Origin of the sequence: Mucilaginibacter sp. (assembly GCF_039207105.1) — a bacterium.
Lineage (GTDB): Bacteria > Bacteroidota > Bacteroidia > Sphingobacteriales > Sphingobacteriaceae > Mucilaginibacter.
The window spans coordinates 1-23,146 of the sequence record NZ_JBCECK010000081.1 but is presented as its reverse complement, the minus strand read 5'-3'; the positions used below and the strand labels follow the sequence as shown (position 1 = coordinate 23,146).

The following is a 23,146-nucleotide window of genomic DNA, read 5'->3' as shown; positions in this document are numbered from 1 at the left end:
TTCCCGTTAGGAAGCGCGTTTGGTGCTATTGGTTTTCTTTCGCCGTAGCCTTTGGCATAAATACGGCTTTGCTCAACACCTTTTGATATGATATAATCAACACATGCCTGCGCCCGCTCCTGCGATAGTTTATCATTATATTTATCTGAGCCTATTGAATCGGTATGTGAAGCCAGCTCAACTTTGATCTTAGGGTTATCTTTAAGTACGATAACCAGTGTATCTAAAACAATTTTTGATTCGGGTCTTAACGTAGCCTTATTAAAATCGTACAATACATTTTTAATCAGGATAGGTTTATCAACAGTAAACGCCTGCAAGCAAATCTCAGGGCTTTCCAGTGTATCTTTATTCATGCGGCCACTTGCAGGTACAGGAACATTTTTAGCAAAATAACCTGTTTTTTCAAGCCTTAAGCTATAAGGGCGCTTGTTGGTTACCTCAAACGCGTAACGTGCATCCTTACCAACAACAACCTGTTTTATAGTATCTTTTGATAACGAATCAATAAAACTTACTTTAGCCCCTGCAAGCGGTTTACGGGTATCGCAATCAACCACGATACCAGAAAATACATGGCTTGCGTTAACAGCTCCAAACAAAGCTAAACAGCATTCCGACTCCCGGTCTGAACTGAGATAGTATTTACGAGCATCATCATGATTTGGCAAATAATACAGATCATCCTTAGCCGAATTCATCGGGTAGCCCATATTTTTAGGCTCGCTCCACTTATCAAGCTTGCTGAAACTTTCAAAAAAGTCGAACCCTCCTAAACCAATAAACCCTTTTGAACTGTATACTAATCTTTTATTTGGCAAATCATAGTAAGGAGCTTCTTCATCAAAGGAAGTGTTGATTACGTTACCCAGGTTAGTTGAGTTTGTGGCATCGCCGTTAAAATCAAGGTAGCAAACCCAAATATCATCGCCACCCTGGCCGCCGGGTTTGTTAGAAGCAAAGAACATACGCAAGCCATCGGCCGTTACAAATGGTTGTATCGAATTAAATCCTTCTGCATTTACATTGCTGTTCATCTTTTTAGGCGCGCTCCAGGCGTTATCAACCCAGCTGCTGTAATAAATAGCATGTATGGTTTTACTACCTTCCTTATACCAGCGGGTATAATACATTCTTTTACCGTTTTCGCTAAATGAAGGTGTTCCGTATTCTAATTCCTTTTTGCTTTCATCTCCTTTAAACTCCACAACCTCAGGCGTACCTGGTTTATCTTTACTTAGAGTATAAATCCTGTTCAGGTGCTTTTTATCGTTCTTAACAAATCTTGATGAGGTAAAAAAGCTATTTCCATCACGCTGTATCAATGAATAGTCAGACCCATCTGAGGTAAAAGGATCTTTTAATTTTACTACTTCAAGCAATAAAGGATATTGGTATTCTTCTTTGGCAAACCTGCAGTTCCTGATCTCCTTTTTTGCAATATCAATGTATTTGCTATCACCCTTATACGTTGAAGTAAACTGCTCTAACTGTTTAATGGCATTATCAAAATGCTGCGTGGCCCTCAGGCACACACCATACCAAAGCCGTGCTAAGGGATACTTTGTTTCATAGTTTTCATCTATTACTTTCAGGTACCAGCCTTCGGCCTCCTGGTAATTTTCATATAAACGGTATGATTCTGCCAGTTGAAAGCATATATAAGCCCTATCTTCTTTCTTAGCCGGTTTTTTACTTGTTTTTTCACCCGCGTGATAAGGTATGGCTTGTACCAATGTAAGGCTTAAGCCTTCAGCTGCTCTTTTATAGTAAAAGGCGGCTTCGTAATAATCTTTATTATTAAATGACTTATCTCCGTAAACTTTAGGATTGTCCTTACTATATTGGGCATTAGCACCCTTGAAGATAATCAGGATAAGTATTGTAGTAAATATTTTCTTCATGTTGATAAAGTTTAAAGCCTTGGGCAAATTGCATCGGGCTCCTGAATACGTTTGCGGAAAACATAACTAATAGATAGCTCAATACCGCCATTTCCAGATGTGGCCCGGGTAAGTGATGAAGTATTAAAATCATAGCTTGCTCCTATGATCAAGCTATTGATGTGATACCCTACGTTGGCTATTGCCGCATCCTTAAAACGGTACATACCACCCAATATTAAACCTTTATCATCTTGTAGTTTTAATTCAGAGTAAGCACCAACGGCTTTCTCTTCGGCCTTTTGCTGCCTCATATATATGGCATGCGGAATAATATCAAAATAATCAGAAGCTTTTATACGTACCCCAGCATGCAGCGTATATCTGAGCGGTATTTTACTGGTGCTACCATCAACCGCAAACGGATCTTTTGAACGCGAAAGGTGACCGACACTTATACCACCAAACAGGTTGGCGTTATGTACAGGATCTCCATCATAATAAAAAACACCCGCACCTGCATCAAAAACGGTTGCGTTGGTATTCAGGAAATTCTCATTGCTGGGCATAGTAGGGTCAAAACCGCTTGTAGGATTAAACTGGCTACCAAACTGCGCCTTTGCCGGATCAAAGCTGCGGTTAATAACACCAGCCTGCACACCAAAGCTTACTCGTTTATAACCATCATTTGATACCGCGATAGCGTAACCAAAGGAGCCATAAGCTGCAAAATAATTATAACCTACATCGCCAGCGGCCTGGTTAAGCACGTTGAACCCTACACCTACTTTATCAGTAGGTTTAAAATCAACAGACAGCGCTCCGGTTTGGTAAGCATTGTTGATAGTTGCATACTGATTTTTAAAGTTCGCGTTGATACGTGTATCACCATTAATCACACCGGTTAAGGCAGGGTTCAGGTATAGCGGATACGCGTAATATTGCGAAAAGTGAGGGTCTATCTGCGCTTTTAGTTGGCTTATTGCCCCTATCTGAAGCAGTATAGCCATGATAAGTATAATTCTTTTTTTCATAGTGTTTATAATTGTGATCGGCTATAATGTGCTGTATGATGGTTTTTATCACATCATACAGCACTTCTGCCCACCTTAACGTAATAGCGTAACTGTACCTTTCTTTTTCACTACCTGACCATCATTCATGGTGGCCTCAACGTAATAAACATATACGCCTACCGGCTGATTAGTGCCTTTATAAGTACCATCCCATCCGCTGGCTTTACTGTTTGATGTAAATTGCAGCTCACCCCACTGGTCATATATCGATATCTTTAAGCTCTTGATCGCGTTACCGTATACAAATAGTACATCGTTGCTGCCATCGCCATTAGGAGTAAACACATTCGGTATAAATAATCCGTTGCCAAATGGATTGCTTGATGTACCGGTAACCGCAGCTGAGTTGGCACTTTGCTGACAATCAGAGTTACCGTTAGCGCGCACAATAATGGTTACATCCTGAGCCGGTTGCAAGCCTGTTACGGTGTGCGTTAAACCCGTTGCACCCGAGCTTGGCGTAATAAAGTGCTGTCCGTTATCAACACTTACCTGATAACCGGTAGCTCCGGTTACAGCCTGCCATGCAAAGGTTACACTTGAAGGTGTAGTTGCGTCAACTGTAACTACCGGTGCGGTCAGCGGCCCAAGTACAGTAACCGTTACCGGCGTTCTTACTGTAGATACGCAACCTCCTGCCACTTCGGCTTCTGCATAATATGTAGTAGTAGCTGTTAGCGTTGGTGTTGTAAAGCTTGTTCCGGTTGCTAAGGCTGTGCCGCCTGTTGCATCGGCATACCATTTTATGCCAGCTCCTGGTGTAGCACTTGTAGCTGATACCGTGGTTGCCGATCCTGGACATACTGATGTTCCCTCGGTGCTGGCCTGTGGTGCCATTGGTGCCGATGTTACGTTAACTGTAACACTGGTACGTGAAGCTGACGGACAACCTGTAACATTTACAGCCTCTACAAAATACATGGTGTTTGTATTAAGTACCGGTGTGGTAAAGCTTGTACCTGTTGCTAAAGCTGTGCCGCCGCTTGCCGAACTGTACCAGTTGTAAGTAAAGCCTGTTTGCGGATTAGCTATAGTTAAGGTTGCCTGACCACCCTGGCAATTACTGATCGAATTACCATTTACAAGTGCAGGTGCATCTGGCGCGTCAACTGCCACTACCTGTACACTGGCCAGTGTAGTGCTTGCGCATGAACCACTTACCGCCTCTACATAATAGGTTGCATTAGCGTTAACCGGTCCGGTTGTGAAAGTTTGGCCTGTATTTACCAAAGTGGTTTTTGAGGCTGATGTATACCAGTTATAGGTTAATCCTGACTGAGGTGAAGCCACTGAAATTTGTGTTGAACTTCCGCGGCATACCTTTACCGGCGACTGTACCGTAAACGTTGGTGTACTTGGTTGTACGGTTACCGTAACATTAACCGGAACCCTGTTTGATGGGTTACAGCTTTGAGGATTAACAGCCTCAACATAATAAGTAGTATTAGCGGTTAATACAGGAGTGTTAAAGCTTGAGCCTGTGCCAATTGCGCTTCCACCTGTTGGCGCTGTATACCAGCTATAAACAGTACCCGAAACAGGGTTGGTTATATTCAGCGTGGTAGCACTGTTTTGACAGGTGGTCAATCCGGCTGCATCAACTGCAGGGTCAGGCGCTTGAGTGTTATCAATAGTAATTGTTATAGCACCACGTGTTCCGGATGTACAACCTGTTGCATCAGTTACTGCTTCAACATAATAAGTTGTAGTACCAGTTACTGCCGGTGTTGTAAATGGTATACCTGTAAATACTGGTGTACCACCTGTTGCCTGAGTATACCATTTAAAGGTAACTCCTGTTGAAGGTGTAGCCGTTGCAGTTAATACTGCGAAAGCTCCCGAACATACAGCCGGTGTTGATGAACCGCCCTGAGCTACAGGCACCGGTGTTGACGGTAATTGATTAATGATCACATCAACAGCAGTACGACTTGATGATCCGCATCCACCGGCATTTACTGCTTCGGCATAATAAGTTGTATTAGATGTTAATACAGGCGTAACGAAGGTTGAACCATTACCTGTGGTTTGCAGCGGTGTACCACCAGTTGCAGTAGTATACCAGTTATAGGTAAACCCTGCTTGTGGATTAGCAATATTCAAAGTAGCCTGACTACCAGCACATGTTGGCACAGAAGATCCACCCGCAATTACCGGCGCGGCTGGTGCCGGATCGATAGTAACCTCGGCCTGGGTACGGGCAATGCTGCTACAGCCTGTAGCGTTTACTGCTTCTACAAAAAAGTCGGTAGTTGCTGTTATTGGGTCGGTTTTGTAAGGGTTACCTGTAAATAACAGGTTTCCGGTGTTATCATACCATTTATAAGTTATACCAGGTATAGCAGTTACTGATATGGTTGCAGAGCTGCCTAAACATACCGCAGCGTTTGAAGCCAATACCGGGTTAGCAGGTATATTGTTAACCGTAACAGGTACCCTGGTACGAGCCGAAGAGGTACAACCATTTCCATTTGATGCCTCAACCCAATAAACCGCATCAGCTGTTAAAACAGGTGTAGTAAAGGTTGTACTTGTGCTGCTTTGTAACGGAGTACCGCCGGTTGCCACATTGTACCAGTTGTAAACCAGCGCTGGCTGTGGATTTTGAATAGTTAAAGTTGCACTTGTTCCCGAGCAAACCTGATTACCACCCGCAGGTGTAACCACTACCGGCGGAGTAGGTATAGCCAATACGTTTATAGTAATTGATCCGCGTGTTGAGCTGGTACAGTTGGTAGTACCATTGGCAATCACCGCTTCAACAAAATAAGTTGTATTGGTAGTAAGATTACTTACCGTGAAGCTTGCTCCTGTGTGTACAAGATTCCCTAACGTTGCGGCGTCATACCAGTTATACGTAACACCTGGTGTTGCATTGGTAACTGTAATAGTAGTACCGCCTCCGTTACATACGGTATCGGCAGCAGCACTTAATGTTGGTGTTACAGGTACCGAATTTGGTGTTACGGTAACCGCTGTACGGCCGCCAGTATTAATACAACCTGAAGTTGAGTTTGAAGCTTCAATATAGTAAGTTATAGCTGCCGTAATAGCCGGGGTCGGGAAGTTAACTCCCTGATGTACTGATGTGCCTCCGGTTGCAGAAGTATACCAATTATAATCCACACCTGATTGTGGTGCATCAACAGCTAATGTTGCAGGACTGCCTAAACAAACTGATACATTAGGAGAGCTTACACCTGGTTGTAAAGGTAACTGGTTAACCGTTACAGGAACAGCCTTTCTTGTTGGATTTGCACAAGAACCACCAGTTGCAGATACCGCTTCTACATAATAAGTAATATTGGATATTGGCGACGCGCTGAAAGCAGCGCTATTAGCCAATAGCAAGTTACCACCTGTTGGTGCATCGTACCAGTTAATGATGGCACCAGTGGTATTGGTAACCGTTAATGTAATAGGCTGCCCTGCGCAAATAGCTGCATATGGAGCAACTATTGGCGTAGGCGGTAACGGTGTTACGTTAAGCTCTGCTTTTGCTCTGTTAGGATTAACGCAGCCACTTGATGTACGGCTGGCTTCAACATAATAGGTAGCAGAGGCCGTTGGGCTTACAATAGAGAAGCTTGTACCGGTATTAACGAGTGTACCGCCTACCGCAGCGCTGTACCATTTATAAGTTACGCCGACCCTTGCATTGCTTACGGTAAATACGGCCGGGCTACCTGCGCAAACTGCTACTGTAGATACCTGTAATGTTGGCGCTTCTACCTGCTTACTTGCGTAATAAATATTTAAGCTGTTGAATATTGATGCTATACCTGCTGTTAACCGAATCTCCACTGCTGTAAATGCCGTTTTAGGTGCAAATTTCACAATAGCGGTTTGTCCACCAGTCAAAATATCAAGTTTCAATAAATTGCTTCGCAGATCAATGCGGTCATTATTAAACGTATTACCATTAAATGAAGCTATCTGGAGCTGGCTAAGTACATCTGCGCTTGCCAAACTCGCGGGCACTGAAATCTTTACACTTACCGTATCCCCAACATTGCCTGCATCGCTGAATATTAATCTTTGCGCTACGTATCCTCCTCCAACAGACAATGTCAAATTCAATGTGCTAAAGTTTGTAATATTCTGATCTACAGCATTATCACCATTATCTACACCACAGCCACCACAAAGAATTCCATTATTCACATCAGGCAATTGAGTTGATGCAAAATCGCAGGAAGTTACAAATATTGGATTTACCGTAATGGTGAATGGCGTACGTGCAGAACTGGTACAACCAGTAGTTGAGGATACCGCTTCGGCATAGTACGTTGCATTTGATGTTAAAGCCGGAGTTGTATATGAAGAAGAAGCTGTTTTTATTGCAGTTCCTCCTGTTGCTGAAGTATACCAGTTTATAGTAGTTCCAGGAGTAGTTGATACCGCTGTTAAAGTAGCCGTTCCCCCTGAGGTTATCTGGCCTCCGGCCGGATTAGCGGTAATAGTTGGAGCAACAGGTAATGGGTTAACCGTTACGGTAACCGAACCCCTTGATGTACTTGTACAGGTACCGCCTGCAGAAACCGCCTCAACATAATAGGTTGTAGTAGCAGTTAAATTCGGCGTGGTAAAGGTAGCCTTATTAGTGGCAAGCGCAGTACCGCCTGTTGCAGCAGCATACCAGTTATAAGTAACACCCTGTTGTACCGGAGATACTGTTAGTACCGCAAATGAACCCGAACAAATTGGAGGCGCTGCGGCTAATACAGGTACCGCAGGTGTTTGTGTTACAGTTGCCGTTACCTTGGTACGGGCAGAACTGCCGCAGGTTCCTGCAACAGCTTCAACATAATAATCAGTGGTTGAAGTTAAGTTTGGTGTTGTAAAGGTAGTCGTGTTAGTAGCAAGCGCTGTGCCACCTGTTGCCGCAGGGTACCAGTTAAAGGTAACACCGCTAACTGCCTGGGCAGTAAAGGAAGTTGACGTACCAGAGCACACTTGTTTGTTTGCCGCGGTAACTACAGGCAGTGCCGGAGCTGGCGTAACGGTTACCGTGGCCGGTGTACGTATAGCCTGCGCGCAACCACTTCCTGTACGGCTGGCTTCGGCATAGTATGTTGTAGTTGAAGTTAATACCGGTGTCGCAATTGTAGCGCCGGTTCCTACCAGTGTGCCTCCTACTGCCGCCGTATACCATTTGATGGTAACGTTAGCCGGTACAGGACTGGCCGTTAAAGTACCGCTTGTACCCTGGCAAATGGTGTTACCTGTAGCATTCGGAACAATAGGTTTTGCTACGGATTGATAAGCGTCATAAACGTTTACCGCACTTAATAGAGTCGCCACACCTCCGTTAAAAGTTACCTTAACGGCATTAAACGCTTTTGTTGCTGCAAACGTTACCCTGAAACGGCTTGTTCCATTAAGCAACCTGACAGTCAATAATGTGCCATTTACTGTAAATTGATCACCATTATCAACTCCATTATTGAGAGTGCCTATTTGAATATTTGAAAGCAAACTAACATCGGCCAATGAGCCCGGGATACCCAAATCAACCGTTACACTATCACCCGCGATACCTGCATTGGCAAAACCTAAAGTTTGTTGCGATGAGCCATTTGCTAAACTTATTGGTATGTGTATTTGAGAGAATGAGCTGCCATTATTATCTATCGCATTTTGAGGCTCAGTTGTACCGCAGAATAAGCACAAATTATCAGACGAATTTGTTTGTGAAATAGCGGCGTCGCAAGGTACAGGGCTTGTACCTGTTGGGGTTACATTAACTATACCAGCTGCTCTTGTAGCTGATTTTACACCTGTAGCAGTTATAGATGATTCTGCATAGTATGTTGTATTGGCAAACAGGTTCGGAGTTGTAAAGTTAGCCCCTGTAAATATACTTGTACCTCCGGTTGGAGTTGTAAACCAGTTAAACACTGCACCCGGAGTTGTTGATGAGGCGGTTAAACTGCCTGCAGCACCTGTGTTAACAGTTTGCGTTGGTGGATTTACTGCCACATCGGGTATTACAACAGGCTGTGTAACCGTAATAACTACCGGTGTACGCGTGGTACTTACGCAACCTGAAGCCAGTGTGCTTTCAATATAATAAGTTGTAGTTGCGTTTAATACCGGAGTGGTAAATGGACTACCGGTAAATATAGCGTTGCCGCCTGTTAAAGTAGTGTACCATTTAAATATAACACCAGTTGTAGCTGATGCTGCTGTAATAGTGGCTGTTCCGCCGGCTGTTATATTTCCGCCGTTAGGACTTACACTAAAGGTTGGTGCCGCCGGTATAGGGTTAACAACCCCGTCGGCTTTGGTACGGGCCGGGCTAACACATCCGTTTGCTGATGCTTCTACCCAATAAGATGTATTGGTAGTAAGCGGCGGGCTTGTAAATTGTGATCCGGTAGCCAATGGCGAACCGCCTGTCGCAGCCGCATACCAGGTATATATTACACCATTCTGAGTTGGCGACACGGTAAACGTAGCGCCGGAACCAGAACATACCGGAACTGAAGCTTGTGCCAATACCGGATTAACAGGTGCTGCAGTAACGTTAACGGTTACCGCTACCCGGTTAGGGTTAGCACAACCGGTAGCAGTGCGGCTGCTTTCTACATAATAAGTAGCGGTTGCATTTAATACAGGTGTTGTAAATGAGGTGCCGGTTTTTAAAGTAGTACCACCGGTTGCCGCAGCATACCAATTGTAAGAAACCCCTGTACGAGAGTTAGTAACCGCAAAGGTAGCAGTATTACCTGCGCAGATAGATTTAGCCTTAGCATCTACAGCCGGCAACTCAACCTGCTTAGTTGCATAATAAATATTTACACCAGTTAACGCTGAGACCAAACCACCATTAAGTCTGACCTCAACACGATCAAACGCTGCTTTGGGAACAAATTTTATAATGGCTGTTTGTTTATCTGCCAGGATACTAAGTGTTAATAAGCTGCTGTTTAAATCGATACGGTCATTATTATAAGTACTCCCGTTATACGAAGCTATTTGCAATTGACTTAAAACACTTGCTGAAATAAGCGTTGCCGGAAGAGCAATCTTAACCCTTACAGTATCACCAACAACACCTGCATTGCTGAATATTAATTGTTGCCCATAATTTGCACCTACTAAGCTAAGAGGAACAACTATCTGGCTAAAATCGGTCGTATCAGAGTTAACGGCGTTGTCCCCAGAAATTACAGCACAATTAACACAGAGTAAACCGCTACTCACAACAGGTAATTGTGTTGATGCGAAATCGCATGATGTTGAGAATATCGGGTTTACGGTAATGGTTACCGCTGTACGTGTATCGCTGATACAACCGGTGCCGCCTATAGCCTCAACATAATAAGTTGTGTTTGATGTTAAAGCAGGAGTGGTAACTGTAGCACCTGTAAGTACCGCGGTACCGCCTGTTGGTGCCAGGTACCATTTATAGGTAGTTACACCTGGAGTAGTTGAAGATGCGGTTAAAGTAGCAGTTTGGCCGGAGGTAATTTGTCCGCCTGCCGGGTTAACCGATACAGTAGGCGCAACGGGTGTCGGATTAACCGACACATCCGCTTTTGCCCTCGTTGAGCTGGTACAGCCCCCTGTTGACACAGCTTCAACGTAATATGATGTACTGGCAGTTAATGCCGGAGTAGTATATGATGATCCTGTAGCTACAGGAGTTCCGCCGGTTGGAGTGGTGTACCATATATAAGTAGTATTTGGCACAACCGTTGATACCGCTACCACCGCTTGTGAACCTGAACAGATTTGTTGTGGAGTTGTTGGTACAATCGGCATAGCTGGCGGCGGGGTTACATTAGCCGTTACTTTGACACGGGCTGATGTACCGCAAGTTGCTGATACCGCCTCCACATAATAAGAGGTGGTAGCAGTTAATACCGGCGTAGTAAATTGCAGTTGGTTAGTGGCCAATGCAGTACCACCTGTTGGCACATTATACCAGTTAAAGGTAACACCGGTAACAGCGGCAGCTGTAAACACGGCTGGCTGCCCTGAACATATGGTAGTAGTTAGATTTACAGATGGCGGAGCAAGAGCCGGCGTAACGGTTACCGTAACCGGGGTACGCACCGGCTGCGCGCAACCATTTACGGTGCGACTGGCTTCGGCATAATAAGTTGTAGTTACACTCAATACAGGTGTAGCGAACGTATTACCTGTATGCAGGGCTGTACCTCCTGTTGCTTGAGCATACCATTTGATGGTTACATTGGCCGGTACCGGATCGGCAGTTAAGGTACCGCTTGTTCCCTGGCAAATGCTGATCCCTGAAGGATTAGCCAGAACCGGCGCAGCAACAGACCGATAAGCGTCATAAACATTTACCGCATTTAATAAACCGGCGAGGCCCGAGTTAAACTGAATCTCGACACCATCAAAAGCATGTGTAGCTTTAAAGGCAACCCTGAAGCGGTTTGTGCCGTTCAGCAAAGTAAGATGCAGCAATGAGCCATCTACCGAGAAGCGATCATTATTATAAGTAGGGCCACTATAAGTAGCGATGTTAATTTGTGATAATACACCAACATCTGCCAGCGAACCCGGGATACCCAGCTCCACAACAACGCTATCTCCAATAATACCTGGGGTGGCAAATTTTAACAATTGTTGTGCAGATCCGCCCAGTAAACCTACTGGAACATGTATTTGTGAAAATGAATTGCGATCATTATCAACGGCAGCTGCTCCATTACTGATATCGCAAAACAAACAGACGCCGTTAATGGTTGGAGTTTGCCCTGTAGCAGCATCGCAAGCTACCGGATCCGATCCGGCATTAATTACATTAACTACCGCAGGAGCACGTGTGGCCGACTTAGCACCGGTGGCTGTAACTACAGCTTCGGCATAATAAGTGGCGTTGCCAAATACCGGCGGTGTTACATAAGTTGCACCTGTAAATATAGGCGAACCACCTGTTGGTGTTGTATACCAGTTAAATACCGTTCCCGGAGTGGTTGAGCTGGCAGTGATAGTTCCTGTTAAACCTGCGTTAACTGATTGTGTTGGCGGATTTACAGAAATATCAGGTATTACTACTTGTGTTACGTTCACCGGCACAACAGTTCTGTCTGGTGATACGCAACTGCCTAATGATGCTTCGGCATAATAAGTTGTATTAGCACTCAGCGCCGGAGTAGTAAAAGTACTTCCGGTAAATACAGGTATACCTCCGGTTGGCTGGGTATACCATTTTATAGTAGCTCCGTTTACTACGGTAGCTTTGAAGGTAGCGGTTTCGCCTGCCAGTATAGTAGAGTTCGGCGGCGTAACAACCGGTTTCACCGGGGCATCATTCACGGTTACCGGTACAGGCACACGTACCGGGCTTGCACAGCTACCGTTACGATTGTACTCAACATAATAAGTAGTATTGGCGGTTAATGCCGGTGTGGTAAACGTTGCACCATTATTGGTAGAGGCTAATGCAGTGCCTCCTGTTGGTGTAGCATACCATTTATAAGTTCCGTTAGCAGGATTAGGCGCAGTTATATTAATAGTAGCAGTGCCTCCTTTACAAATTGAAGGAGCGGCTGAATCAAATACCGGTGTAGGATACTCCTGTACAGCATAGAAAACCTGCAATGTTGGAAGCAGCGCAATACCACCTTTTATTGATACCCTTACACGGTCATAATTGCCGGTAGCAGGTACAGTTACCGAATAGCGATTAGTTCCCCCTAATAAACGTAAAGTAAGCAGGTTACTGTTAAGCGGATAGCTGTTTACAAGGGTATTTCCATTATAAACATCTATTGTGATACCACCTAATACATTTACATCTAATAAGCTACCTGGGCTTTGCAGTACCAGTCTGATCTTATCACCTGCAAAGCCAGGCTGTTGAAATTGAAGTGTTTCAAAAGAAGATGTATTAAGCCCAACGCCTACAAATATAGTTGATGCAGTAGTAGTATCGGCATCGGTAGCCAATTCCTGTGAATTGACACCGCACAATAAGCATAGGCCGGTTGTTCCCTGAGATGGAGTATTAGCAAATGTACATGGTGCACTGCTATTGTTAACACCTACGTTAATAGTGATAGCGGTACGATTTACCGATTCGCAACCGGTAGCGTTAACAGCAGCAACATAATAAGTAGTAGTGCTGAACAGCGCTGGTGTAGTATAAGGGTTACCGGTAAATATTGGAGTGGCTGCACCAACCGCTGCATACCATTTATAGGTAATACCTGTTTGCGCGTTGGTTACACTTATGGTAGCCGTTTCGCCTGAATTGATGTTAGTACTATTTACCCCAAGCACAGGATCAGCCGGTTTTGGTGTTACCGTAACGTTGGCCTGTACACGGGTAGCGCTTGCACAACCGGTAAGATTAACAGCTTCGGCATAATAGCTGGTATTGGCGTGCAATGCCGGGCTGGTAAAGTTTTGACCTGTATAAAGCAGGTTACCACCTGTGGCGGCATCATACCAGTTATAAGTTTGGCCGGCTACAGGAGATGCTATGGCCAACACCGCAACGTCGCCATCACAAATAGTTGTGTTTGGCGCGGTTAACGTAGGTACAACAGGCGCGGCGTTTATAGTTGCCGTTACTTTGGTACGTGTGGCACTTACGCAGGTACCGCCAACTACAGCCTCAGCATAGTAGCTGGTTGTTGCAGTTAAGTTGACTGTATTGAAGGTATTACCCGTAAATTCCAATGTGCCTCCGGTTGCTGCAGTATACCAGTTAACCGTAACGTTATTTACAGGCGTTGCTGCAAATACCGCGGGCGAGCCCGGGCATATGGAAATATTAGGATTAACAACTACGGGCGCTGCCGGAACCTGGTTAACATTAACAGTTACCGCAGCACGGTCAGACGCGGTTGCGCAGCCTGGCCTTGTAGCCGATACATAATAAGTAGTATTCGCGGTTAAAGCCGGAGTAGTATAAGTGGCATTGGTTGATACTGGCGTACCACCTGTTTGTTGAGTATACCAACTAAATGTAGTACCAGGTACAGTTGATGTTGCGGTTAAAGCAATAGTACTGCCCGAACATAGTTGAGGGTTGGTTACAGCAACATTATTAACCGTAATAGTAGGTTTTGGTATAACTACTTCGGCCTCATGCAGGTTCAGGGTTGATAAAACACTGGCTATGCCGCCCAGCCTGAGCTGAACACGATCGAACACCTTAGCAGGTGCAAAGGTAACCTGTACGCGCTGTCTGTTATTGGTCAAATCAAGCAAACGCAAACGGAGCAAAGAGCCGGTTAGCTGCTGGGTATCATGATTATCTGTATTTCCGTTAAAGCTTGAAACGGTAATATTGGTAAGCAGCCCTACATCTAACAAAGCTTTTGGTAGCGACAGCGTAAGGCGTATCGAATCGCCTACTGTTGAGGCTGATTGAAAAACAATGGTTTGCTGGGCAAATGCGCCTAACGCGCCTACACCCGCGTTTAGAGTTGACGCGGTATTAATATTGCCATCAATAGCGTTTTGCGGATTTTGCACCCCACCTATATCTAAACCCAACCCAAGCAATGCCGATGATACACCATGCAATTCGTCATAAGCCGTATTACATACAGGCGCGCTTGGAGTTGTGTAAAAGGCATCATATAAATATATACTGCTTAAGGCACCCAATAAGCCACCACTAAGCGTTACCCTTACCCTGTCATAAGCAGTTGTTGGCGAAAATATTAGCTCTAACTGGTTATTATTACTTGCTACGCTGGCCAATGTTGGCGCAGTAACAGATGTACCAGCCACACTCCCATTATACGGAGTAATAACTACACCACCTAATGCAGTAACATCAAGCAGGTTATCGCCGGTTCCTAATTTTATAGTTAAAGGAGTATTGGCAGGAACCTGAGCCGGGAATATCAGCTCCTGGTATGTTGCAGCCAACAAACCAACGGCCACATTTAACGTAGAGTGAGTTTGCAGATTTCCATCTTTTGCATTAAGCGAATCAGTAACCACGCAGTTTACACAAAGCAGACCGGTAGCCCCGGTTTTTTGGTCAGTCGCGAAATGTCGTTGTGCGAAGATATTGCTTGATACACACAATAACAGGCATAAGGTAATTATGTACCTGCTATAAAAGGTAAAGGTTTTCATGCAAATGTAATTAAGGATAGGTGTAAATAGTTACACCCTCCAAAACTACGCAGCACATGAAGATAATTATTAATACACTTTATTCACTTATAAGCAATCATTTTCATAATATTCACGAAATAATTAACTGTTCATTTTGTTCATTAAATATTATTTTAAAACCTATGTCTCTATATTGAACGTAAACACACTAAATAGTGGCTAATAAAGCATATTTCGCTATATATGCTTGCAACATTAATTGATATTTTCCCCGTATAATAATTACGTTCGATTAATTGTATTAACAACAAGAACTGTGCCCCAATTAATTGAGTATTTATAACACAACACCTAACTGCGTAATCTTATGATATCCTTTTCACCAATTCAATTCGAAACGTTGAAATCACGTGTGCTCGCTAATGCTAACATCAGGAGCATTACACCGGGCGATTGTAAGGCGCTTGCATTACAGATCTATGTTAAAACTAAACTAACTGTGAGCGAAACCACTTTAAAACGAGTATACGGTTTTGCATACAGTAAGTTCAAGCCTTCGCTGTTCACCATTAACGTTATGGCCAAATATTGCGGCTTTGAGGGTTGGGATAATTTTTGTGAACAGGAAAGTTTACCTGCCGATAAATTACAGAATGAACATATTGACTGGAAAACCCTTAGTTATAATGCGGCAAAAATTACACACTTTACATTACAAGCTTTAAAAAATCGCTCAGGCATTCCATTTAATCAAACCATTCGCCGCAAATTCATTAATGATCACTTTGATGAATTTTTAAGGGGCGATTATACAGCCACGGTATTTGCCGCGCCATCAGGCTACGGAAAAACAATTGGCCTTTGCCACTGGATAGATGAAAAATTAGAATCAGGCAATAACGATATTATTCTATTTTTTAGCAGCAGCGCCTTAATGAATGTTTTTTTAAGCGGCCGTGATCTTAATGACTGGCTGCTTGCCCTACTCGGATATTCAAAAGAGGAAGACATAGAGGCATTGTTTGATATCAGTAAACGTAATGGAGGCAGGTTTTATCTCATTATTGATGGCTTTGATGAACATATGTTCAAGAACGACCAGTTTGAACTTGTTTTGACCCAGCTTATGGATATTTTTTCTTTTTACCAATCACATGAATGGTTTAAGCTGGTTTTAACCATGCGCTCTGCCAACTGGATCAACAATAAACACAATATGGAGTTTGGCCTGGATAACTGGTATACCGGATTTATAACAGACCATGACCTTACTACAAACGTGCCGCTATTCAATATTCAGGAAATAAGAGATCTGTGCCGTACCATAAATCCAGACGCTCAAAATTTTATTGCCGTTGACGTTGCTAATAATTTTAATCACCCCTTATATTTTCAATTTTACTACAAGCAACATAAAAACAATTTTTCGCTCAATAATATTGATAACATATCCATATATGAGCTCATTTCCATATTTATACTGAATAAAGTTTATTTGGGTCATTATGCTACCGAAAAGGTGCTGTTACTTAAAGGCCTGGTAGATGAAATGGATATTAAAAGCGGCGTATATGAACTTGATAAGTTTAAATGCAATGATAAACTTAAGCAATATAGCCAGGCTTACTATGAACTATTAAGTATAGGCTTTTTAAAGGAAGTAAATTCAAGCAACAACTTTCAGTTTAAAACGCTGGTGCAGTTTGGCAATAATAACTTTTTGCAGTTTACCATAGCAAAAAAACTACTCATTGAAAACAACCAGCGGTTTGATCTCAGCCTGATCAAAACCATTAATAATACCTTTAATAATAATGAGCATAAGCTACCTGTAATAAAATGGTGTGTAATGCATGCCGTAAAAAATGGGCAACAGGAAAGCTTTGAACTTGTAGCCCAAATTAATTTCGATGCTAAAGAAAAATCAGAACTGATACTTTTTTTAGGTGACCTGCTTCAAAGAATTTGTTTTGGCAATGCTGATACTGAGGCTACAGCAAACTTTTTTAAGCAGGACTGCAGCGACGGGCTATTCTACTACTTTTTCGGACTGGAGTTTATTCACACAGATTATAAAAGGGCCTTACAAACGTTATTAAAATTTGAACTTTCCAACCATAAAAAAGTACTTACTTATACTGCTTTGGCAACTATAGCTATACTTCAACTGGATATTACTCAGCTGGAAAATTATTTAACAAAATTAAAAGCATTTCAGCAGCATGATTTTCAGCAATTTGCCATAAACCCTTTACATTGCCTGAACGCTATTTATCAATACCTTAAGTATGGTATAATCAGGAAAGACTTTTTTACAGAGATAACCAGGTTCTATTTTAATCCGCCAAAACGTAGTGAAAGTGCTTATGATAAGAAAGCCGATGACCTTATTTATCTTTTAGCAACTTATTCTACATCTATCTGTCAGAAACCCCTTAAAACGTTAAGGCTTATCAATGCTTTCAATAAAACAAACACCGAACCAGCATTTGCTTACACCTTCTTTTTAAAAATAGCGGCAGCCGACAAATATTTTTTACTGGAAGAAAAACATAAATTACAAGATGTCTGTGACTCCGTTTCCATATCACATAAACAGGAGGAATACTTGTTCACCCCCTTTATGAAATCACTTCTTTATGGGCTAAAAATAAAGCATGCTATTTTAAATACCGATTATTCAACTATTAACGGATACATGAATTGCTTAACCCAGGTTTCAGACGAATCGGGAAATAAACTATCAAAACTGTTTATTTATTTCACCGTTTTAAACAGCGAACAACTGATGAATCTTGATCCACAGCTATACAAACAAGTATCCTATAACCTCACCAAATTATTACGTGAGTGCGGTTTAAATCCCGATATTTTTGTAAAGCAAAACAAACAGGAGGCTCTGGCGGTAAAGGTGAAAGTAAATCATTAAGCTGCAAAGCTGTTTACTTACCGCCGGCAATGCTTGCCCTTACCTTTTTTACCTCTGAGGCGGTAACCAAACTGCTGTTATTGCCAAAGTTATTACGGATATAGGTAAGTATCTGTGCAATTTGATTATCGCTCAAAAAATTGTGCTTGGGCATTACACTGTTATAAGGTACATTTTTAACTTTAACCGGACCCTCAAGGCCATTAAGCAACACTCTTATGGCCAGGTCCTTTTCCATAAACTTGCCTCCGGTAACCCATTCGGAACCAGCCAAAGGCGGAAAAAGATTACCATCTCCTTTCCCGTTTTTTTGATGGCAATTAGCGCAATACATATTGTACAACTTAGCGCCGCCGGTTAGCATAGCGCTTGCCATATTATTGCGCATTACATCGGGCAGTTTAAAACCAGGCAGCTTTTTTCGTTGCTCCATTTTAAGCAACTGGGCTGATGTAAACTTGGTCTTATCGCCCTGGTAAAATATTCGCCATACCCTACCCTTTTCAGTCTCGCTTACATATAAAGAACCATCGGGCCCCATTGATACCCCCATTGGCCGGTAAAGCGCATCGCTTACACTAACCACGGTATTACGGCCTGTAAAACCATCGGCAAAAATTTCCCACTGCCCCGTTGGCGCTCCATTTTTAAACGGCACGAAGCAAACAAAAAAACCAGCCTGCGGATAAGGTGACCGATTGGTTGAGCCATGAAAAGCTATAAAAGCTCCATTCTTATATCGTTCCGGAAACTGGTTGCCCGTATAAAACAACAGATCGTTAGGCGCCCAATGAGCCTGAAAAGCCATAATGGGTTTGGTATATGTGGCACTGTTGCCTTCCTTTTTTCCATCGCCGCCATATTCTGGGTTCAGCATCAGTTTCTTTTTAAAAGGATCGTAATAGTAATATGGCCAGCCTGCATCTGTGCCCTGCTTCACTTTTAAAAATTCTTCGGCCGGTAAAACCGCGCTTTGCCACGGAGTAAATAATTTGGGAAATTGTAACCGCAGATCGTCGCGTCCATGCGCTACTACATATAAACAACTATCGGCTGTGTTCCAGTCCATAGCAACCACACTGCGTAATCCGGTTGCATAGCGTATCCCATCCTTTTGAAGCTGGTTGTGTTTAGCTTCATCAAAGCGCCAAATGCCACCATAATCTTTTAATAATGGACAACCCTTAACACCCATTGAACCTGGTACCCGATTTTGAACCTGGCAGGCATTTGATGGTGCACCGAAAGCCACATACATGTGCCCCTTGTCATCGAACGCGAGAGGCTTTGCATCATGCTCATGCGGGGCATTTTTATCATGCAATATCAATTCCATAGGGCCGGCCGGAACCAACGTTTTCGGGTTTAGTTTGATGCGATAAACATTAACTTCCGAACTGAAATATAAATATCCCTTGTGCACACGCATCCCTGTACCATAAGAGCCTTTATCTTCATAATTGCCAAACTTTTTAATAATATCGGCCCGGCCATCGTGATTGGTATCGCGCAGTACAACATTCCCCCCTATTGAATCCGGAAACCTCAGCTTTACAAAAACATCGCCGTTGGTGTTAACTGCTAAATGACGAGCGCGCCCCTCCAAACTATCCACCACCACTACAGCCCTGAAGTTGCCGGGCAAATATAAGCCGCCATTATTTTTATCCGGAACAGGTAATTTATGCGGATCAGGTATAACGGTGAAACTGAAGATTAAAATGGCGGAAACGGCTGCCAAAAATATAGGGGCGCATTTTTTCATAAAGTATTTAAAGACTTGATTTACCGATATCTCAGCTATAAAGGATTACACGCCCGAAATGTTTAAATGAGGTTATGTTTTTATATATAATGCAAGCATTTACAACTTGTGTATATCTTTACCCGCGTTTTTCCTTTTATAATCCTGATAACTATTTTTAATATAATTGATCAGGTCATAATCATTCATGCTATTGAGTTGCTGTATGGTAGGGCTATAATCAGCTCTGAAATCATCTATTTCATTAGCTTTTACAGGAACAATTTGTTTGATAAGCGAATCATTAAACCGTTTATTAATTTCATTGGCCGTAAGCTCCCGCTTAGCAAAGCGATTGAATCTGCGGGCATCTTTTACCTCGCTTTTAAAGTTCTCGTAAATGAAGGTCATGGGTTTTAAAAACAAGTAATAATAATGAGGTGTACCGGTATAAAAAACGCTCTTTTTCCGGTAGCCTAATTGTGTTTCCCTTATCTCTTGTAGTAATGAATTTTCCTTTACGATAACCTCGGGTAATTCAATAACAGGTTGGAGATAAATTATTTTATCCAGAAGATCTGTCACCACACACTCGCCAGATAAATAACCGGAGCTTGTAAATTGCAAGGTATCTCCAGATATAGCAGCAATGTTAAAAACGCCAACTGTATTTGATTTTACAGCAACTCCGCTGCGTTTATTTAAAACAGCTACATTTCCTAATCTGATATCACCGGCACTTTTAAGCAAGAGTCCTTGTTGTTTTTGAGGTTGCTGCGCTTTAAGCATACCCCAAGAACAACCAATTATGATGCAGATCAATATAGCTGGTTTAAGTTCCATCACTAATAAATTTACTGCAAGTATTTGATTATTAACAAATTTTAACATCTTTTAACTCACTTGCGAATACCAACTTATTTACCCCATTTTGGTGATAGCGTAAATAAATATGCTATCTTATCTTCGCATAAAATTTTATTACTATGCCCACATCAGCTCCAGAAAAAAACAAATTAGGTTTATGGACCAGCACCTCTCTGGTTGTAGGTAATATGATTGGCGCCGGGGTATTTTTAATGCCCGCTGCTATGGCCTCTTTTGGGAGTATAGGTTTGCTGGGCTGGGTATTTTCTGCTATAGGCTCTTTCTTTTTGGCTAAGGTATTCAGTAACCTGAGCAAGCTATTGCCTCACGCCACGGGTGGTCCTTATGCTTACACCCGCACCGGCCTGGGCGATTTTGCAGGTTTCCTGGTAGCCTGGGGATATTATCTGGCTGTTTCCTGTGCTAATGCGGCCATCACCATTTCATTTGTAAGTGCCCTGAGCACATTTTTTCCGGTATTGGCCTCAAGCGCTGTTGCAGCCGTAGCTACCGGCTTATGCACTATTTGGCTGCTTACTTATATTAATACCCGGGGAGTAGTGGCCGGAGGTAAGGTACAACTGATCACCACTATTTTAAAAATTACGCCGTTGGTATTAGTAGCTATTGGCGGCTTATTTTTTATACAGGCCAAAAATTTCGTTCCGTTTAATGGGAGCGGCACATCGGTATATAGCGCATTAACCGCAACAGCAACCATGACTATGTTTGCCTTTATTGGTATTGAAAGCGCCACCGTGCCCTCGGGCAGTGTGGCCAATCCTGAAAAAACCATTCCCCGCGCTACGCTGCTGGGTTTACTGATTGCCACCCTCGTTTATATATTGAGCAGTATAAGCGTGATGGGCATTATCGCGCCTGCGGCGCTACAACGCTCGGTTACTCCGTTTGCCGATGCGGCTGTTGTGATTTACGGCAGCAATGCCCGTTACTGGGTAAGTGCAGGCATAGCCATAGCCGCCTTCGGTTCGCTAAATGGCTGGACACTATTGCAAGGCCAGATGCCGTTTGCCATTGCCAACGATAAACTATTCCCCACAGCTTTTACACGTCAAAATAAAAAGGGCGTGCCTTATGTGGGCATTTTAGTGAGCAGTGTAATGGTATCTGTTTTCATGAGTATGAATTACACCAAAGGATTAGTAGAACAGTTTAAATTTCTGTTGCTCTTATCTTTGTTATCTATATTGATCCCCTACCTGCTGTCGGCAGCCTCCTATTTAATTATCAGGGTAAAACAAAAGCAGGTTAATGGCTTAAGCGGGGCTATAGTGTTAGCAATTCTGGCTTTTGGCTATGCCTTGTGGACCATCGCCGGGACGGGTAAAGACGCCGTTTATTATGGTTTTTTACTGCTGATGGGCGGTATTCCGTTTTATGTATGGCTGGCTTATAAAAAGAATAGTTAAACCTACTGTTATATACTCACCCCGTCTACGCTACGCTTGACGACCCTCTCTCCGGCTTCGCCGCAAAGAGGGTTACCGCCTTTATATTTGTCGCCTCTATACAATTCCCTCTTTCCGCAGTAGGCGAATAGAGGGTGGTCCAGCGAAGCGTAGACCGGGTGAGTCGATGTACACTACTAAAAGCAAAAAACCCACGAAGTTTTGAAAACTTCGTAGGTTTAATTATCTACGATTAGAAATTATCAAATTTTATTTTTCGTTCGACATAGAATAAGGTACATCTTCAGCTTTGGTACCGCGTACTTTATTCGGCGTGGCCGACATATCAAAGTTCAGCTCAGCACCATTCAATAATGCTTTATGACTTAACCAATTTAAGTCATATGCTTTACCATTAACGTTAAGGGTATTTACATATTTATTATCGGCACTGTTTTTAGGAGCATTGATGGTGATTTTTTTACCATTCTCCAGATTAACGGTTAACTTTTTAAATAATGGCGCACCCAATACGTATTGATCGCTGGCTGGCGTTACCGGATAAAAGCCCATTGCCGAAAATACGTACCAGGCAGATGTTTGACCGTTGTCCTCATCACCGCAGTAGCCATCAGGTACTGCTTTGTACAGCTTGTTCATGGTTTCACGTGCCCAGTATTGGGTTTTCCAGGGCTCACCTGCATAGTTGTACAGGTATATCATGTGCTGAATAGGCTGGTTACCGTGTGCGTACTGACCCATACCTGCTATCTGCATTTCGCGGATCTCGTGAATGGTTACACCGTAGTAGCTATCGTCAAACACCGGAGGCATGGTAAATACCGAATCCAGTTTAGCAGCAAATTGAGGTTTGCCGCCTACCAGGTTTATTAAACCTTGTATATCGTGGAAAACGCTCCAGCTGTAGTGCCAGCTGTTACCCTCAGTAAAGGCATCGCCCCATTTAAACGGATTGAATGGCGTTTCAAACGAACCATCTTTGTTTTTTCCACGCATCAGTTTAGTTGATGGGTCAAACAGGTTACGGTAGTTCTGGCTGCGTTTTTTGTAGATATCAATCTCTGATGCCGGTTTGCCCAATGCCTTACCTAATTGATAAATGGCAAAATCATCATAAGCATACTCTAAAGTACGGGCAGCATTTTCATTGATCTTTA

At 43.0% G+C, this 23,146-nt stretch carries 8 protein-coding genes; 2 read left to right on the top strand and 6 right to left on the bottom strand.

What is annotated here, in order from left to right; all coding sequences use genetic code 11:
* The 3 genes from AAGC65_RS16160 to AAGC65_RS16150 all read right to left on the bottom strand — a co-directional run.
* On the bottom strand, positions 1-1,904 hold a 1,904-nt coding region (locus AAGC65_RS16160; protein WP_343113498.1), incomplete at its 3' end, for an OmpA family protein.
* Positions 1,905-1,915: 11 nt separating this feature from the next.
* Positions 1,916-2,917 carry a PorP/SprF family type IX secretion system membrane protein gene (locus AAGC65_RS16155; protein WP_343113497.1) on the bottom strand — a complete coding sequence of 334 codons (1,002 nt, stop codon included), beginning with the start codon at positions 2,915-2,917 and terminating at the stop codon, positions 1,916-1,918.
* Positions 2,918-2,992: 75 nt separating this feature from the next.
* Positions 2,993-15,037: a gliding motility-associated C-terminal domain-containing protein gene (locus AAGC65_RS16150; protein ID WP_343113496.1), complete on the bottom strand. Its 12,045-nt coding sequence runs from the start codon at positions 15,035-15,037 to the stop codon at positions 2,993-2,995.
* 349 nt (positions 15,038-15,386) lie between these two features.
* Between AAGC65_RS16150 and AAGC65_RS16145 the strand changes: the two genes are divergently transcribed.
* Positions 15,387-17,948 carry a hypothetical protein gene (locus AAGC65_RS16145; RefSeq protein ID WP_343113495.1) on the top strand — a complete coding sequence of 854 codons (2,562 nt, stop codon included), beginning with the start codon at positions 15,387-15,389 and terminating at the stop codon, positions 17,946-17,948.
* A 13-nt stretch (positions 17,949-17,961) separates the two neighbouring features.
* Here AAGC65_RS16145 and AAGC65_RS16140 read toward each other — a convergent pair whose 3' ends face one another.
* Together AAGC65_RS16140 and AAGC65_RS16135 are read right to left on the bottom strand one after the other, a co-directional pair.
* Positions 17,962-19,713, bottom strand: a complete 1,752-nt coding sequence (locus tag AAGC65_RS16140; RefSeq protein WP_343113494.1) for a c-type cytochrome — start codon at positions 19,711-19,713, stop codon at positions 17,962-17,964.
* A gap of 99 nt (positions 19,714-19,812) precedes the next feature.
* Positions 19,813-20,535 (bottom strand): hypothetical protein, encoded by a 723-nt coding sequence (locus AAGC65_RS16135; protein ID WP_343113493.1) that lies wholly within the window; start codon positions 20,533-20,535, stop codon positions 19,813-19,815.
* A 143-nt stretch (positions 20,536-20,678) separates the two neighbouring features.
* Here AAGC65_RS16135 and AAGC65_RS16130 point away from each other — a divergent pair, with 143 nt between their 5' ends.
* Positions 20,679-21,989, top strand: coding sequence for an amino acid permease (locus AAGC65_RS16130; RefSeq protein ID WP_343113492.1), 1,311 nt, complete (start codon positions 20,679-20,681; stop codon positions 21,987-21,989).
* A 249-nt stretch (positions 21,990-22,238) separates the two neighbouring features.
* Here the strand turns inward: AAGC65_RS16130 and AAGC65_RS16125 are convergent.
* The coding region (locus AAGC65_RS16125; protein WP_343113491.1) for a glycoside hydrolase family 92 protein at positions 22,239-23,146 on the bottom strand (908 nt) is incomplete at its 5' end.

Excerpts from the sequence above, each read along its gene's own strand:
- AAGC65_RS16155 (WP_343113497.1), bottom strand. The coding sequence starts at position 2,917 with ATGAAAAAAAGAATTATACTTATCATGGCTATACTGCTTCAGATAGGG.
- AAGC65_RS16150 (WP_343113496.1), bottom strand. The coding sequence starts at position 15,037 with ATGAAAACCTTTACCTTTTATAGCAGGTACATAATTACCTTATGCCTG.
- AAGC65_RS16145 (WP_343113495.1), top strand. The coding sequence starts at position 15,387 with ATGATATCCTTTTCACCAATTCAATTCGAAACGTTGAAATCACGTGTG.
- AAGC65_RS16140 (WP_343113494.1), bottom strand. The coding sequence starts at position 19,713 with ATGAAAAAATGCGCCCCTATATTTTTGGCAGCCGTTTCCGCCATTTTA.
- AAGC65_RS16135 (WP_343113493.1), bottom strand. The coding sequence starts at position 20,535 with ATGGAACTTAAACCAGCTATATTGATCTGCATCATAATTGGTTGTTCT.
- AAGC65_RS16130 (WP_343113492.1), top strand. The coding sequence starts at position 20,679 with ATGCCCACATCAGCTCCAGAAAAAAACAAATTAGGTTTATGGACCAGC.